This is a genomic window from Bradyrhizobium sp. (assembly GCF_016219575.1).
In the GTDB taxonomy this organism is placed as follows: Bacteria; Pseudomonadota; Alphaproteobacteria; order Rhizobiales; family Xanthobacteraceae; genus Bradyrhizobium.
In genome coordinates this window covers 19,028-34,516 of sequence record NZ_JACRMG010000006.1, presented here as the reverse complement: position 1 = coordinate 34,516, position 15,489 = coordinate 19,028, and the positions used below count along the sequence as shown (strand labels likewise).

The window sequence follows — 15,489 nt, the reverse complement described above, 5'->3', positions numbered from 1 at the left end:
TCGTGACCGGACCGGAATTCAGGCAATTGCGCATCGATCTGGGGGAAGCGATCGGCCGGCCGCTCACGGCCGCCGACATGGCCAGGCTCTGCGGCCTGCCTCCGGCCGGCGGCGCCGACACCATCCGGCGCTGGGAGGTCAGGGGACCGATTGGACCGGTGGCCGAGCGGCTTCGTATCCTCGCCATGGCGAGCGAGCGCTACCCGATCCTGGAAAAATTCAACGTGTTCGATCGCCACGATGTTGCCGAAAAGGATCGCCCGGCGGCGCGTGCGCAATTCCGCAACAAGCTGCGCGAGGAAGTGCTGGAGCGGCTGGGCTAGCAGACATGAAAGCGTATCTGGTGCTCGACCTGAAGGTGAACGACTTCGCCGGCTTCAAGGAATATATCGCCAGGATCCCGGCATTCATCGCCAAACACTCCGGCAAGTACATCGTCCAGGGCGTCCAGCCGGTGACGATCGAGGGCGACTGGAAGCCCGAACGCATGGTCATCATCGAATTCCCGGAACGCGAGAAGGCGCAGGCGTTCCTCAGCGATCCCGAAATCCAGGACCTGTTCAGGATTCGCCACGCCACCACCACGAGCAGGCTGGTGCTTGCCGAAGGCTGCACCTGACTGCTTCCGCTTTAACGCCTCGTTAAGCACAACAAATGGTTTGCCTGCCAACGCGCCGGGTTCGCGGCGCCCGCGGGCGGACGGTCACCGCATGTTAGCCAAAGCCCTTCTTACTCTCCGGCATGGATGTGCGCCCGACTGCGGCGCCTGGAATGACCGGGGACTGCGAAAATGAAGAAGATCCTGCTTGCCGCATCGGCCGCCGCGGCGTTTGCCGCGATGCCGGCTTCCGCCGCCGATCTCGGCGCGCGCTACAACTACAACAAGGCACCGGCCTATGCCGCGCCGATCTGGACCTGGACCGGCTTCTATGTCGGCGCGCATCTCGGCGGCGCCTTCGGCGGCAACTACAATTTCAACGGCCTTGCGCTCTCCGACAACGACGCGCGCTTCATGGGCGGCGTGCAGGCCGGCGCCGACTGGCAGTTCTACGGCAACTGGGTGGTCGGTGCGGAGGGACAATACAGCTGGCTCAGCCGCAACAACGCCAGCGCGGTGTTCCCCGCCGGCTATGTCTACAGCAATGACCAGCGCGGGCTGGGCTCCATCACCGCCCGCCTCGGCTATTCCTTCGGTGCGGCGCTGGTCTATGTGAAAGGCGGTTACGCTTATTCCGACAACCGCGACGTCGTGACCTTCGCCGGCGTGCCCATCGCCTTTGCGCTCGACAGCGGCCACAGCAGCGGCTGGACCATCGGCGGCGGCGCCGAATACATGTTCGCGCCGAGCTGGTCGGTGAAGGCCGAGTACCAGTACTACGATTTCGGCGACAGCCGGTTCGTCGCCCCTGCCGCGCTGGTGCCGTTCGGCGCCTTCCACAACGACGAGCACACGTTGAAGGTCGGCGTGAACTACCGTTTCAACTTCTCGAGCCCCGTCGTCGCACGCTACTGAATTTGCCGGAGCGCGATGCGCCAGGCGCTCACGAGGCGATCAAGACTTGTTGAAGGGCCGGCACAACGCCGGCCCTTTTTCGCGAAATCAATCCGCATCCGTCGCAAATCGCTTGCGAAATGCGGCAGCTTTCCGGCTTGTTTCCGGCTGCAATGGGCGAGCGGAACTGTGTCTGACGGGTGACAGCATTTCATCGCGAACACCGATAATCAGCGCGCCCTCGGATGGGCGCCTGCAAACGGCGTCTTGCGAATGTTCTGTTGGAGACCAAGACGAATGAAGAAACTTCTTCTCACCACCGTGGCGCTCATTTCACTCGGCGCGCCCTCCCTTGCCGCCGATCTGCAGGCGCGCCGCGCCTACACCAAGGCACCGCCCCCGATCGCAGCCCCGATCTACAACTGGACCGGCTTCTACATCGGCGGTCACGTCGGCGCCGCCTTCGGCAACGACAACACCTTCAACGGCCTCGTACTGAACGGCAACAACGACGCGCGTTTCCTCGGCGGCGTGCAGGGCGGCTTCGACTACCAGTTCGCGGCGAACTTCGTGCTCGGCATCGAAGCCCAGTACTCCTGGCTCAGCGGCAACACCATCAACGCTGCGTTCCCGAACGGCTATGTCTACAGCAACGACCGCCGCGGCATCGGATCGGTGACCGGCCGCCTCGGCTACACCTGGGGCCCGGGACTGCTCTACGTGAAGGGCGGTTATGCCTTCGCCGACAACAACGAGAGCCTGTATCTCGGCGGCGTGCCTCAGGCCTACAGCTTCGACGGCAACCATCGCGACGGCTATACCGTCGGCGCCGGCTTCGAATACATGTTCGCCCAGAACTGGTCGGGCAAGGTCGAGTACCAGTACTACAACTTCGGCGACAGCCGCTTCGTGACGCCGGTGGCGCTGGCGCCGTTCGGCAGCTTCCGCAACGACGAGCACACGGTGAAAGCCGGTATCAACTACCGCTTCAACCTCGGCCCGGGTCCGGTGATTGCAAAGTACTAACCAAACATTGCAGGTTTCGCTTCTCGCGGAAAAGGCCGGCGCTTCAGCCGGCCTTTTTTGTTGTGTTCGGCGCGAAAAGTGGGCGCCGCCGCCTCAGGCCTTCCCGACTTGTTAACCGGGTATCGCGATACTGCCGCCACCTACAGGTAGCGTATGGGGCTCGGGGCAATGGCGTTGCGGTTCAAGGTCGGCAAACCAGGATTTCTCAAATTCCGGCTGCCGAAATTCGGTGTCAGGGGTAACCTCTTCTCGGCCTTCGCCGTCATCGCCGGCATGGCCATCGTGATCTCCGCCGGCGCCGGCCTCGTGCTCGGCCACCTCGGCGGCGTCATGGTCGATCTCAGCGGCAAGGACATTCCGCGGCTGGCCACCAGCCTGCAGCTGTCGGCGCAGAGCGCGGCGCTCGCAAGCCAGGGCCCGGCGCTGCTTGCCGCGCGCTCCGAAGAGTCGCTGAACGAGCGCACCAAGAAGGTCAACGAGACGCAGGCCGCCGCACTGGCCAAGCTGAACGAGGTCATCCAGCTCGGCGCCGACAAGTCGGTCGCCGCAGCGCTCACCGAGACCGTGAAGAACATCGAGGACATGACCAAGAGCCTCGGTTCGGCGGCGCGCGAGCGGCTCGAGGCGGCGGCCCAGCACGACAAGAAATACGAAGCCTTGCGCAAGGCGCAAGGGGAATTCGTCGCCGCCTCCGTCCCGGAGATGGTGGATGCCCAGAGCCGGCTCAATGCCGTTCTCACCGCCGTCGAGCCCGTGATCGACGACGCCAACCAGGCGGCCCAGATCGTCGTGCAGCTCGGCAACGTGATCGCGAGCGGCAACCTGATGGCCTCCAACCTGGCCGCCGCCCTGTCCGCCACCGACAGCGACACGCTGGAAGCGATCGAAAAGGAATTCAAGGAGACGGTCGAGCGCCTCAAATCCAACCTCGAGATGCTGCCGAAAGGCGCCGGCGGCAAGACGATGGGCGAGGTCGCGGCGAAGCTGCAGGCGCTCGGCGAAGGCAAGGAGCGCATCTTCAAGATCCGCCAGAAGGAGCTCGATGCCGCCGACTACGGCGAAACCATCCTGGAGGAAACCCGCAAGCTCAATGTCGGTCTCGGCATCAGCGTGCAGCAGCTCGTCGACGGCGTGCGCAAGGAAACCGACACCGCAACCGCACAGGCGCGCGAGGAGATTTCGCTCGCCACCATCGTGATGCTGGCGCTCGGCGTCGGCACGCTGATCGGCTCGGTGCTGTTCGTCTGGCTCTATGTCGGCCGCAGCATCATCCGCCGCATCCGCGCGCTGCAGAGCTCGATGAAGATACTGTCCAGCGGCGATCTCGAATCCGAGATCTACCATTCCGGCCAGAGCGACGAGATCGCGGAAATGTCGGATTCGCTGCAGGTGTTCCGCGAGAGCATGATCGCGGCCCGTGCGCTGACCGCCGACCAGGACAAGGACCGCGTTGCCAAGGCCGAGCGCGCCTCCCGCATGGAAACCCATATAGCCGAGTTCGAGGCCACCGTGGGCAGCGCCCTCGACAGCCTGTCGAGCGCTGCCAATTCGATGCAGTCGACCGCGCAGAGCATGTCGGCGACCGCCGACCAGTCGAGCGCGCTGGTGAGCGCAGTCGCCTCCGCCGCGGAGGAAACCTCGGTCAATGTGCAGACCGTGTCGGCCGGCACGGAGCAATTGTCGTCCTCGATCGCCGAGATCGGCCGCCAGGTCGTCACCTCGGCCGAGATCGCCCGCAAGGCGGTGGATGAGGCCGGCACCACCGACGCCACCATGCAGGGCCTTGCCGACAATGCGGGGCGCATCAGCGTGGTGGTCGACCTGATCCAGACCATCGCCTCGCAGACCAATTTGCTCGCGCTCAACGCCACCATCGAGGCGGCGCGCGCCGGCGAAGCGGGCCGCGGCTTTGCGGTGGTCGCCTCCGAAGTCAAGAACCTCGCCAGCCAGACCGCGAAGGCGACCGACGAAATCCGCCAGCAGATCGGCAGCATGCAGAATGTGACCAATACGGCGGTCACGGCCATCCGCAACATCTCCGCCACCATCAGCGAGATCAACGACGTCACCACTGCGATCGCGGCGGCCGTCGAGGAGCAGGGCGCGGCGACGCGCGAGATCGCCCGCAACATCCAGCATGCCGCCGGCGGCACCAGCGAGGTCTCCTCCAACATCGTCGGCGTCAGCAACGCCTCCAACGAGGCCGGCACCGCCGCCGGCGAAGTACTCTCCGCCTCCGACGCACTGCGCCGGGAAGCCGACGTGCTGCGGGCGGAAATCGACGCGTTCCTGTCGAATATCCGGGCGGCGTAACGCCCTCCTTTGGGACCTCATTCCGGGGCGCAAGTGCGCCCCGGAATCCCGCACCGGATTCTTTTCCCTTACTGCGGGATTTCCGGGTCCGGCCCTGCGGGCCAGCCCGGAATGACGGCATGGAGCCATCCGCTTTTTCGGCTGGCGCCGGGCCGCAGGTGCGGCTAAGCCGTAGCCATGCATACGAAAGCCGACAGCATCCAGTCCTCCGCCGAGGCATTGCGCTACCCTTGGGAAAACCACCCCGGCCACGACCAGGTCGTCGAGGTCATGCCGGGCGTGCTGTGGGCGCGGCTGAAGCTGCCCTTCCGCCTCAACCATGTGAACATCTACCTGCTCGCCGACGGCGACGGCTGGACCATGGTCGATTCCGGCTTCGGCAACGAGGAATCGATCGCGGCCTGGACCGCGCTGTTCGAGGGCCCGCTGAAGGGCGTCAGGGTCAGCCGCCTGATCGTGACCCATTCGCATCCCGACCATGTCGGCCTCGCGGGCTGGATCACCGAGCGGTTTAATTGCCCGCTCTACATGTCGCAGGTGGAATATCTGCAGTCGGTCTATCACCAGAACCGCGGCACCGAGGAGCGGCGCAACGCGCAGCGCAAGTTCTTCCTCCGCCACGGCATGGACGAGAACCTGACCGACAAGCTGCTCGGCCGCGGCCAGGACTATCTCAAGCGGGTGTCGATCCTGCCGCCGTCCTACCGGCGCATCTCGCATGGCGACGAGATCGTGATCGGCGAGCGCCGCTTCAAGGTGATCACCGGCGGCGGACACGCGCTGGACCAGGTGATGCTGTATTGCGCCGCCGACAAGCTGTTCCTCTCCGCCGACCAGGTGCTGAGCAAGATCTCGCCCAATGTCAGCGTCTGGGCGGTCGAGCCCGAGCAGAACTCGCTGGGCGAATATCTGTTCTCGCTGGCGAGCCTCACCACCACCCTGCCCTATGACGTGATGGTGCTGCCCGGCCATGGCGTGCCGTTCTACGGGCTGAAGACGAGGATCAAGCAGCTCGCCGACCACCACGAGGAGCGCTGCCGGCTGATCGCGGAAGCCTGCCGGGAAGTGCCGCAGACCTCCAAGGATCTCGTGCCCGTGGTGTTCCACAAACACACGCTGGATCCGCACCAGATGGGATTTGCCGCGGGCGAATTGATCGCCCACGTCAATTACATGCTGGTGGAGGGGCGGCTGACGGCGGAAGAAGCCGATGGCGTGCTGCGCTTCAGGACGACGTGATTTCGGCGTGAAGCGGTTGCCACAATCCCCGGCTAGCGCATTGACCGGGATCAAGTTTTGTCGTGCCTCCGGATCATTCCTTACCCCCGCCAAAACGGGCGATTCCGGCTCGACAGCAAAGCTGGAAACGCTCTAAAAAGGCAAAGCCTTCAAAAGAACTTGCCGCTCCGGCCAGCTCCCGTTTTCAGGTTTTGCGATGGATTACAGCCAATTCTTCCAGAACGCCCTCAACACGCTGCATGACGAGCGGCGCTACCGGGTTTTTGCCGATCTCGAGCGGATCGCGGGCCGGTTCCCGCATGCGGTATGGCACTCGCCCAAGGGCAAGCGCGACGTCGTGATCTGGTGCTCCAACGACTATCTCGGCATGGGCCAGCACCCCAAGGTGGTCGGCGCCATGGTCGAGACTGCAACCCGCGTCGGCACCGGCGCCGGCGGCACCCGCAACATCGCCGGCACCCATCATCCGCTGGTGCAGCTCGAGGCGGAGCTTGCCGACCTGCACGGCAAGGAAGCGGCGCTCCTGTTCACCTCCGGCTATGTGTCGAACCACACCGGCATCTCGACCATCGCAAAGCTCATTCCGAACGTCCTGATCCTTTCGGACGCGCTCAACCACAATTCCATGATCGAGGGCGTGCGCGAGGCGCGCTGCGAGCGCCAGATCTTCCGCCACAACGACACGGCCCATCTCGAAGAGCTGCTGATCGCCGCCGGTGACCGCCCGAAGCTGATCGTCTGCGAGAGCCTCTATTCGATGGACGGCGACGTGGCGCCGCTGGCGAAAATCTGCGACCTCGCCGAGAAATACGGCGCCATGACCTATGTCGATGAAGTGCACGCGGTCGGCATGTACGGCCCGCGCGGCGGCGGCATCGCCGAGCGCGACGGCGTCATGCACCGCATCGACGTGCTGGAAGGCACGCTGGCCAAGGCGTTCGGCTGCCTCGGCGGCTACATCGCCGGCAAGGCCGAGGTCATCGACGCCGTGCGCTCCTATGCGGCGGGCTTCATCTTCACGACAGCGCTGCCGCCGGCGATCTGCTCGGCCGCCACCGCTGCGATCCGTCACCTGAAAACCTCGAACTGGGAGCGCGAGCGCCACCAGGAGCGCGCCGCCCGGGTCAAGGCGATCCTCAACGCCGCCGGCTTGCCGGTGATGTCGAGCGACACCCATATCGTGCCGCTGTTCGTCGGCGACCCCGAGAAGTGCAAGAAGGCTTCCGACCTGCTGCTGGAAGAGCACGGCATCTACATCCAGCCGATCAACTATCCGACGGTGGCCAAGGGAAGCGAGCGGCTGCGCATCACGCCCTCGCCCTATCACGACGATGTCCTGATCGATCAGCTCGCCGAAGCGCTGCTGCAGGTCTGGGAGCGCCTGGGACTGCCGCTGAACCGGAAGTCGCTGGCGGCGGAATAACCTTAACGTCGCTGGAAACGCGTAAATCGGGCCGGCTGCGCAGTGCGCTGCCGGCCTGATGCGTCTATACTCTCGCCCAGGGTGGTCGCGCCGGCCGCCTGAGGGAGACGACAGACGATGCTGCACGACTGGGGCGTGATCGCAGCCGCCTTCGGCTACATCGGCCTGCTGTTCCTGGTCGCAAGCCATGGCGACCGGCTGTCGCCGCTCAATCGCGGCCGGGCCAGCGCCCTGATCTATCCGCTGTCGCTGGCGATCTACTGCACCTCGTGGACCTTCTTCGGCTCGGTCGGCTTTGCCAGCCGCACCAGCATCGACTTCCTGGCGATCTATATCGGCCCGGTCCTGATGATCGGCATCTGCACGCCGCTGCTGCGCCGCGTGATCCAGCTCGCCAAGTCGCAGAACATCACCTCGATCGCCGACTTCATCGCCGCGCGATACGGCAAGAGCCAGGCGGTGGCCGCCACCGTGGCGCTGATTGCCATCGTCGGCTCCGTGCCCTACATCGCGCTGCAGCTCAAGGCGATGGCGTCCTCGCTCGAGACCATCCTGAGCGAGGACAGGCTGTTCTCCTCGCTCCCGATCATCGGCGACATCGCGCTGGTGGTGATGCTGGCCATGGCGGTGTTCGCCGTGCTATTCGGCACCCGCCAGGCCGACGCCACCGAGCACCAGCACGGCCTGATGCTGGCGATCGCCACCGAATCCATCGTCAAGCTGGTGGCCTTCCTCGCCGTCGGCATCTTCGTGACCTTCTGGATGTTCTCGCCCCCTGAACTGCTCGAGCGGGCGATGAAGACGCCGGAGGCGGTGCGCGCCATCGAGCACCCGACCTCGATCGGCACGTTCCTGACCATGACGCTGCTGTCGTTCTGCGCGATCATGCTGCTGCCGCGCCAGTTCCATGTCAGCGTCGTGGAGAATTCCACCGACGCCGAGGTCGGCCGTGCGCGCTGGCTGTTCCCGCTCTATCTCTTCGCGATCAACCTGTTCGTGATCCCGATCGCCATTGCCGGACTGGTCACCTTCCCGTTCGGCGCCGTCGACCCCGACATGTTCGTGCTGGCACTGCCGCTGGAGGGCAAGTCCCCTCTGCTCAGCGTCATCGTGTTCGTCGGCGGCCTGTCGGCGGCGACCGCGATGGTGATCGTGGAATGCGTGGCGCTGTCGATCATGGTGTCGAACGACATCGTGCTGCCGCTGGTGCTGCCGCGAAGCGGGGAAGCCCGCGCCGGGGGCGAGAATTTCACCGGTTTCCTGCTGCGGGTGCGCCGCTTCGCCATCTTCGCGATCATGGTGCTGGCCTATTTCTACTATCGCGCGCTTGGCAGCGCCCAGCTCGCGGCGATCGGATTGTTGTCCTTTGCCGCCGTCGCGCAGCTCGCGCCGGCCTTCTTCGGCGGCCTGTTCTGGCGACAGGCGACCGCGCGCGGCGCCATGGGCGGCATGCTGGTCGGCTTTGCGGTGTGGGCCTACACGCTGTTCCTGCCGAGCTTCCTCGAAGGCACGGCCGCAGGCATGGTGCTGCTGCAGCAAGGGCCCCTCGGCATCGAGGCGCTGCGCCCGCGCGCCCTGTTCGGGACTGACCTGCCGCCGCTGATGCACGGCGTGCTATGGAGCCTTGCACTCAACATCCTCACCTATGTCGTGCTGTCGCTGGCGCGGAGCCCGTCGGCGATCGAGCATTTGCAGGCCGATGTGTTCGTACCCACGCTCGCACCGATCACGCCGACCTTCCGGCGCTGGCGCTCGACCGTCACGGTGCAGGACATCCAGAGCACGGTCGCGCAATATCTCGGACAGGAGCGCGCGAGCCAGGCCTTCGAGGCCTTCGCCGCGCGCCACCCCGGCAATCTCGAGCCGCAGGCGCCGGCCGATTTCGAATTGCTGCAGCACGCCGAGCGCCTGATCGCGTCCTCGATCGGCGCGGCCTCGTCGCGGCTGGTGATGTCGCTGTTGCTGCGCAAGCGCGCCGTTTCGGCGAAGGCCGCGCTGAAACTGCTCGACGATTCCCATGCGGCGGCGCATTTCAACCGCGAGATCCTGCAGACCGCGCTCAATCACGTGCGCCAGGGCATCGCGGTGTTCGACGCCGACCTGCAGCTGATCTGCTCCAACCGCCATTTCGGCGAGATCCTGGCGCTGCCGCCGCACCTGGTGCAGCTCGGCATTCCCCTGACGGAAATCCTCGAATACATGGGCACCGTCTTCCCGCCGGAGGCCGCCGATGCCGATGCGCTGCTGCAACGGCGGCTCACGGCCTATACCACCGTAGGCGAGCCTTATCTGGAGCGTTTCCCCGACCGCCACATGGTGATCGAGGTGCGCACCAACCGCATGCCGGGCAGCGGCCTCGTCATCACCTTCACCGACGTCACGCCGAGCTTCGAGGCGGCCGAGGCGCTGGAGCGCGCCAACGCCACGCTGGAAAAACGCGTCCGCGACCGCACCGAGGAGCTGACGCGGCTCAACTCCGAGCTGGCGCTGGCCAAGAGCGCCGCCGAGGACGCCAACAATTCCAAGACGCGCTTCCTTGCGGCGGCCAGCCACGACATCCTGCAGCCGCTCAACGCGGCGCGGCTCTACGTCACGAGCCTGGTCGAGAAGAGAAGCGGCGGCGACGACGGCAAGCTCGCCGAGAACATCGACGACTCGCTGGAGGCGATCGAGGAAATCCTCGGCGCGCTGCTCGACATTTCCCGGCTCGACGCCGGCGCCATGTCGCCGTCGATCTCGAGCTTCAAGATGGCCGATTTGATGCGCTCGCTGGAGATCGAGTTCACGCCGATCGCGCGCGCCAAGGGGCTGGAACTGGTCTTCGTGCCCTGCTCGCTGCCGGTGCAGTCCGACCGCGCGCTGCTCCGGCGGCTGTTGCAGAACTTCATTTCCAACGCGATCAAATACACCCCGCGCGGCCGCGTGCTGGTCGGCTGCCGCCGCCGCGGCCAGTCACTGCAGATCGGCGTCTACGACACCGGCGTCGGTATTCCCGCGTTCAAGCGCGGCGAGATCTTCAAGGAATTCCACCGCCTCGAGCAGGGCGCGCGGATCGCGCGCGGCCTGGGCCTCGGCCTGTCGATCGTCGAGCGGCTGGCGCGGGTGCTCAATCACGCCATCGCCATCGATTCGGTGGCGAGCGGCGGCTCGGTCTTCTCGGTGACGGTGCCGGTCGCGGAAGCGATCAACCATACCGCGGCGGTCATCTCCACGACGCCCTCGCGCACGCCGATGAGCGGCGCGCTGATCGTCTGCATCGAGAACGATCCCGCCATCCTCGACGGCATGAAGACGCTGCTCACGGCCTGGGACGCCAAGGTGATTGCCGTGACCGATCCGGAAGCCGCGATCGCGGCGATGGAGGAGGTCGGCGGCACGGTCACCGGGCTGCTGGTCGACTATCACCTCGACCGCGGCAATGGCGTGGCCGCAATCCGCGATATCCGCCGCCGCTTCGGCGAGAATATTCCGGCGACCCTGATCACCGCCGACCGCAGCCCGAATGTGCGCGCCGCGGCGCGCGAGGAGAACATCGCCATCCTCAACAAGCCGGTGAAACCCGCCTCGCTCCGCGCCGTGCTCGGGCAGTGGCGCACCCAGCAGATGGTGGCGGCGGAGTAGGTGAAAACCTCTCCCTCGCCCCGCGCTTGCGGGGAGAGGGTTGGGGTGAGGGGCTGTTTCTGCATATTCGATACCAAAGAGGACTCGCGGAGAGTCCCCTCACCCGGATCGCATCTAACGATGCGATCCGACCTCTCCCCGCAAGCGGGGCGAGGTGAAGCGGAGCAAGCAGATTCAATTGTTGATTAAGCCGTCGGGGTGCCCTGCTTCCACTGGCCGCCGGAAATCTTCGCAGCCGCAATGACGGCCTGGGTGCGGCTTTCGACGCCGAGCTTCTGCAGGATAGCGGAGACATGCGCCTTGATGGTCGCCTCGGAGACGCCGAGTTCGTAGGCGATCTGCTTGTTGAGCAGCCCCTCCGACAGCATCATCAGCACCCGCACCTGCTGCGGGGTCAGCGTCACCAGGCGGTCGCGCAGCCGCGTCATGTCGGGATCGGCGGCCGAGGAAAGATCGGTGTCCGGCGGGATGAAAACGTCGCCGGCCATCACCTTGGTGATGGCGTCGCGCAGGGTTTCCACGCCAAGCCGCTTGGGAATGAAACCGGAGGCGCCGAAATCCAGCGAACGGCGGATGGTACCGTTGTCGTCGCTGGCCGAGACCACCACCACGGGGATCGCCGGATACTGGGCGCGCAGATAGATCAGGCCCGAGAAACCGGAAATCCCGGGCATGGTCAGGTCGAGCAGGATCAGGTCGACGTCGGAATCCCGTTCCAGCAGCGCGGTGAGGTCGTCGAACGATCCCGCCTCGTCGATCCTGGCCGACGCCACGACGCCGGAGACCGCCTGCCGCAACGCGTCGCGGAACAGCGGATGGTCGTCGGCAATGACAAGGCGGGTGCTGGCTGGAGTCGTCATCTACTTCTTGCGGGCCGGAACGCATGACCTCGCCACGAGGGCCTGTCAGGCGACTTTGACAATTGTCCCCCGCCGCAGGTTCGTATGCAAGCACGCAAATACCCCACCGCGCAGAAGCGGTTAACCCGCCCTTGTGCAATGCACAATCAACCCTGAAACAGCAGATCGCGCGCCAGGTCGTCCACATGCGCCACGGCATCGAGCGCCGCGCGCAACCGCTCCTGGGCGCGCGCCGATAACAGCTTCACCGCGACCGTATTAGAGGGGGGCATGCCGTGGGCGATGTCCTCCACCTGCTGCGCGGCGATGAGGTCGAGGAATACGCTGTGCGCATCGACCAGCGCATCGAGATCGGCAGCGCTGGCGTGGACGAGTTCCTTGACGCCCGACAGCCGCGCCGGCGTCGATCGATCCATCACGTGGTACCGGATCGCCATGGCGCGCGCGGCCGCAACAAGCCCGAACAGGCCGGCGGCCTTGAGGTCGATGCGGCCGCCCTCGGTGCGGATGCCGCCGAACAGCTTTCGGCTGGCCGGAATCCTCACGGCGTCGACGAGCAGCTTGGCAAAGGCCGCCTGCCCTTTCGCCGCGTCGAAGGCCGCCTGTCTCACGCCCAACGCCAGGGCGCCGTCACCATGCACGGCGCGCAGGTCGAAGAAGATGTCGACATTCAACAGGTCGGCCGGATTGGAGCGCGATATCCAGTGCTCGACCCGCGCTTGCCAGGTTACGACCGAGCCGCGCCAGGCCGCATTGCGCGCCATCACGCCCCCCTTGCAGTAGGGCACCCCGGCCTCGTGCAGGATGTCGGCGACGTGGCCGCCGAACGCCGCAAACCAGCGATCCTCGGCACCCTCCGGCTCACCGCGTTCGAAAATGACGGCGTTGTCCTGATCCATCGCCAGGAGACTTTCGCCACGGCCGGCCGAGCCCAGAACGAGCAGCGCGTAAGGTACCGGCGGCTCGCCCTGGCCGCTGTCCCGCATGATCCGTTCCGCGATCACGGCGGCCTGGCGCGAAAGCGCGCCGAGCTCCCGGGAAATCACTTCGGCGACCTCGCGGCCGGACAGACCTTCCGCCAGGAGGGCTGTCGCCAGATGCGGCAGCTTGGCCCAGGCCACCGAGAGCCCGTGCGGATCGGCGGCATCCTCGATCTCGTCGTCGAGCGAAGCGGCCTCGCCGGCGCGCAGCCGCAGCAGGTCCCGCGCCGACAGCGCCCCGACCACCCGGCCGGCCTCATCGACGACCCCGAGGTGGCGTATCCGGTGGCGGCTCATCCGGCCGATGGCGCGATAGAGAAAAGCATCGGCAGGAACCGAAATCAGCGGACGCGCCATGATCTCGCCCACCGGCAGCTCGAGCGCGGCGGCGCCCAGGCGATCGATCGCCCGCAACACGTCGCGCTCGGTCACAATGCCGGTATCGGCCGCCCGGGGTTGATCGGTCGCACCCGTCGAATCCGATACGTAAAGCGAGGAAATCTTCTCCCGCCCCATCCTGGCGACCGCCTTCGCCGTCGAAATGTCCGATGTCACGAAGACAACCGGCGTGCGCATGATGTCGCGGCTGCGCCGGCGAAATGCAAAGGTGTCGAAGCGCCTCAGGGTTCGCTCGGTATCGAGCCGCGAGGGCGGCTCGACGGCTTCCACCCAGCCCGATCGAACCTGGTCGTCGAGCACCGCGGTCAGCGCGTGGCAGGCCCGCTCGGCCTCCGCAACGGTGCGGATGCCGTGATCGCGCAACTTCGGCACAAGCGCCAGGAACACCCGTGCCGTCATGACCGCGTCGCCGAGCGCCCTGTGCCGGTCGGTGGCCTCGATGCCGAGCCAGGCGGCAAGCTTCTCCAGCGCGTATCCGGCCAGTTTCGGCGCGGCGATTTCCGCCAGCAGCCGGGTGTCGAGCGTCCGGGGGCGAGACCATGGCAGCCCCGCTTCGTCGCATTCACGCTTCCAGACCGCGAGGTCGAAACCGATCGTGTGCCCGATCACGACGCCCGGGCCGAGATACTCCCTGAAGCGCGGCCAGACCTCCGCAAACGAAGGCGCTGCTGCAACCGCCGCGTCGTCGATGCCGTGAATCTCGATGGTAGCGGCCGGGATCGATTCGTCGCCGGGTCGTATCAGCTGGCGAAACGAACCCGCCTCAACGAGCTTGCCGGCGGAGAGCCGCACCGCCGCAAGTTCGATGATTCGCGCCTTGCGCGGATCCAGCCCCGTGGTTTCGGAATCGATGACGACGGCGTCGAGGCCCAGAAGCGGTGCGCCTCCCTGCGTGCGGTCCATCGCCCCTCCATCATTGCCGCCGTCCCGTACGGCTATGCCGTATCGCCGGCGCTGAGCGCCCGCTGCAGTGCAGCAACGTCCGCCCGCGCGACGAATTCGTCATGGATATTGCACAGACAGACGCTGAGATAGTTGCGCGTGGTCATGAAATCGCGGCCGCGCAGCTTCTCGTGGATCGGCATCAACGCGAAATAGGCCTGGGCCAGCGGGTCGGGGATGTCCATGACACGCTTGGGCGCGTGCCCGGCCACGAGATCGAGCCGGTGCGCGAGTTCGCGGCGCGCTTCGAGCCAGGCCTCCTCGCCGACCGCCGGGGATATGGGATAGCGGTCGAGGACCGACAGGACGACCGGCGTCAGCCGGTCGAGCAACTCGCGACGCCGCGTCCCGGCCCCCGCGGCGATCACGCCCTCGATCATTTCACCGACCATCGACAGCCCGAGCGGGAAGGCCTGCCAGCGCGCCCGCTCTACGGACTGCGCGAATTCCTCCTCGTCAAACAAGACCTTGGCGTAATGACCCGCCCGGGCTCGCGAGTACTCGTAGATCCCCTTCTGGGTGATAAAGGCCGATTGGGCATCGATGAAATCCGCCAGCGCATGGAGATCCCGAACGGGCGGACGGCGCCGCAACAACTTTTCCCACCACTTCATCGCAGCCCCATCCAGCCTGACGAATATGCCTTATCCCGCGTTTCCCGGCCTGGAGGCGTGTACGAAATGTCGCAGGCCAAAGTCTAATTAGGTCAGGGCCGATACAAGTGTAACTTCTCTGTAACCATAGCCGTCACAACACAAGAAGAGCGGCAGGATAAGGCCCCAGATCGGCACAAGATCGACTGGAGCAGCGGCACGGGGGGGCCGTGGAGTGGGAGATTGCATCCCCTCGTTTTCAATCCCGGCAATCGCTTGCCGGCGTTTTGATGAGGAATCGCAGCCCATGCCTGACTCTGCAAATCTGAAACAAAGAGAAGAGGCCCACTGGCGCAAGACGACGCGCCTGATGCTGACACACCTCGGCATCTGGTTCTTCTTCAGCTTCATCATCCACATGTTCGTGACCCCGCTCAACAAGATCGTCATCCCGATCCTGGGCTTCCCGCTCGGCTTCTACATGGCCGCGCAGGGATCGCTCATCGTGTTCGTCGTCATGCTGTTCATCTTTGCAAGGCAGCAAGACGACATCGACCGCGAATTCGGCTTTGCAGAAGACGATTGAGGGAAGGGAATCATC

Annotated in this window: 12 protein-coding genes; 9 read left to right on the top strand and 3 right to left on the bottom strand. The window is 65.6% G+C overall.

Going from position 1 to position 15,489, the window contains the following annotated elements; genetic code table 11:
• Positions 1-2 precede the first annotated feature (2 nt).
• The 8 genes from HZB49_RS03695 (at position 3) to HZB49_RS03660 (ending at position 11,114) form a co-directional block, all read left to right on the top strand.
• Positions 3-323: a hypothetical protein gene (locus HZB49_RS03695; RefSeq protein ID WP_291609139.1), complete on the top strand. Its 321-nt coding sequence runs from the start codon at positions 3-5 to the stop codon at positions 321-323.
• A gap of 5 nt (positions 324-328) precedes the next feature.
• Complete coding sequence (locus HZB49_RS03690; RefSeq protein ID WP_291609138.1) at positions 329-619, top strand: DUF1330 domain-containing protein; 291 nt, start codon at positions 329-331, stop codon at positions 617-619.
• A 171-nt stretch (positions 620-790) separates the two neighbouring features.
• Positions 791-1,513 carry an outer membrane beta-barrel protein gene (locus tag HZB49_RS03685; RefSeq protein WP_291609137.1) on the top strand — a complete coding sequence of 241 codons (723 nt, stop codon included), beginning with the start codon at positions 791-793 and terminating at the stop codon, positions 1,511-1,513.
• Between the two features lie 276 nt (positions 1,514-1,789).
• A complete protein-coding gene (locus tag HZB49_RS03680; RefSeq protein WP_291609136.1) occupies positions 1,790-2,518 on the top strand; it encodes an outer membrane protein in 729 nt (242 codons plus the stop codon).
• 168 nt (positions 2,519-2,686) lie between these two features.
• The gene (locus tag HZB49_RS03675) at positions 2,687-4,831 is read left to right on the top strand and encodes a HAMP domain-containing methyl-accepting chemotaxis protein (RefSeq protein WP_291609135.1); all 2,145 of its coding nucleotides are present in this window, start codon (positions 2,687-2,689) and stop codon (positions 4,829-4,831) included.
• A 177-nt stretch (positions 4,832-5,008) separates the two neighbouring features.
• On the top strand, positions 5,009-6,070 hold the full coding sequence (locus HZB49_RS03670; RefSeq protein ID WP_291609134.1) for an MBL fold metallo-hydrolase: 1,062 nt from the start codon (positions 5,009-5,011) through the stop codon (positions 6,068-6,070).
• Between the two features lie 196 nt (positions 6,071-6,266).
• Positions 6,267-7,493, top strand: a complete 1,227-nt coding sequence (gene hemA, locus HZB49_RS03665; protein ID WP_291609133.1) for a 5-aminolevulinate synthase — start codon at positions 6,267-6,269, stop codon at positions 7,491-7,493.
• Between the two features lie 117 nt (positions 7,494-7,610).
• Positions 7,611-11,114: a PAS domain-containing hybrid sensor histidine kinase/response regulator gene (locus HZB49_RS03660; protein WP_291609132.1), complete on the top strand. Its 3,504-nt coding sequence runs from the start codon at positions 7,611-7,613 to the stop codon at positions 11,112-11,114.
• A gap of 185 nt (positions 11,115-11,299) precedes the next feature.
• Here the strand turns inward: HZB49_RS03660 and HZB49_RS03655 are convergent, their stop codons facing one another.
• The 3 genes from HZB49_RS03655 to HZB49_RS03645 all read right to left on the bottom strand — a co-directional run bounded on the left by HZB49_RS03655 (position 11,300) and on the right by HZB49_RS03645 (position 14,909).
• Positions 11,300-11,974 (bottom strand): response regulator transcription factor, encoded by a 675-nt coding sequence (locus HZB49_RS03655; RefSeq protein ID WP_291609131.1) that lies wholly within the window; start codon positions 11,972-11,974, stop codon positions 11,300-11,302.
• Between the two features lie 146 nt (positions 11,975-12,120).
• Positions 12,121-14,256, bottom strand: coding sequence for a DUF294 nucleotidyltransferase-like domain-containing protein (locus HZB49_RS03650; protein ID WP_291609130.1), 2,136 nt, complete (start codon positions 14,254-14,256; stop codon positions 12,121-12,123).
• A 32-nt stretch (positions 14,257-14,288) separates the two neighbouring features.
• Positions 14,289-14,909 carry a hypothetical protein gene (locus tag HZB49_RS03645; protein WP_291609129.1) on the bottom strand — a complete coding sequence of 207 codons (621 nt, stop codon included), beginning with the start codon at positions 14,907-14,909 and terminating at the stop codon, positions 14,289-14,291.
• Between the two features lie 286 nt (positions 14,910-15,195).
• Between HZB49_RS03645 and HZB49_RS03640 the strand changes: the two genes are divergently transcribed.
• Positions 15,196-15,474 (top strand): DUF4212 domain-containing protein, encoded by a 279-nt coding sequence (locus HZB49_RS03640; protein WP_291609128.1) that lies wholly within the window; start codon positions 15,196-15,198, stop codon positions 15,472-15,474.
• The last annotated feature ends 15 nt before the right edge of the window (positions 15,475-15,489 follow it).

Bases quoted from the DNA above. Each gene is read 5' to 3' on its own strand.
- HZB49_RS03690 (WP_291609138.1), top strand. From the start codon at position 329: ATGAAAGCGTATCTGGTGCTCGACCTGAAGGTGAACGACTTCGCCGGC.
- HZB49_RS03685 (WP_291609137.1), top strand. From the start codon at position 791: ATGAAGAAGATCCTGCTTGCCGCATCGGCCGCCGCGGCGTTTGCCGCG.
- HZB49_RS03680 (WP_291609136.1), top strand. From the start codon at position 1,790: ATGAAGAAACTTCTTCTCACCACCGTGGCGCTCATTTCACTCGGCGCG.
- HZB49_RS03675 (WP_291609135.1), top strand. From the start codon at position 2,687: ATGGCGTTGCGGTTCAAGGTCGGCAAACCAGGATTTCTCAAATTCCGG.
- HZB49_RS03670 (WP_291609134.1), top strand. From the start codon at position 5,009: ATGCATACGAAAGCCGACAGCATCCAGTCCTCCGCCGAGGCATTGCGC.
- hemA (WP_291609133.1), top strand. From the start codon at position 6,267: ATGGATTACAGCCAATTCTTCCAGAACGCCCTCAACACGCTGCATGAC.
- HZB49_RS03660 (WP_291609132.1), top strand. From the start codon at position 7,611: ATGCTGCACGACTGGGGCGTGATCGCAGCCGCCTTCGGCTACATCGGC.
- HZB49_RS03655 (WP_291609131.1), bottom strand. From the start codon at position 11,974: ATGACGACTCCAGCCAGCACCCGCCTTGTCATTGCCGACGACCATCCG.
- HZB49_RS03650 (WP_291609130.1), bottom strand. From the start codon at position 14,256: ATGGACCGCACGCAGGGAGGCGCACCGCTTCTGGGCCTCGACGCCGTC.
- HZB49_RS03645 (WP_291609129.1), bottom strand. From the start codon at position 14,909: ATGAAGTGGTGGGAAAAGTTGTTGCGGCGCCGTCCGCCCGTTCGGGAT.
- HZB49_RS03640 (WP_291609128.1), top strand. From the start codon at position 15,196: ATGCCTGACTCTGCAAATCTGAAACAAAGAGAAGAGGCCCACTGGCGC.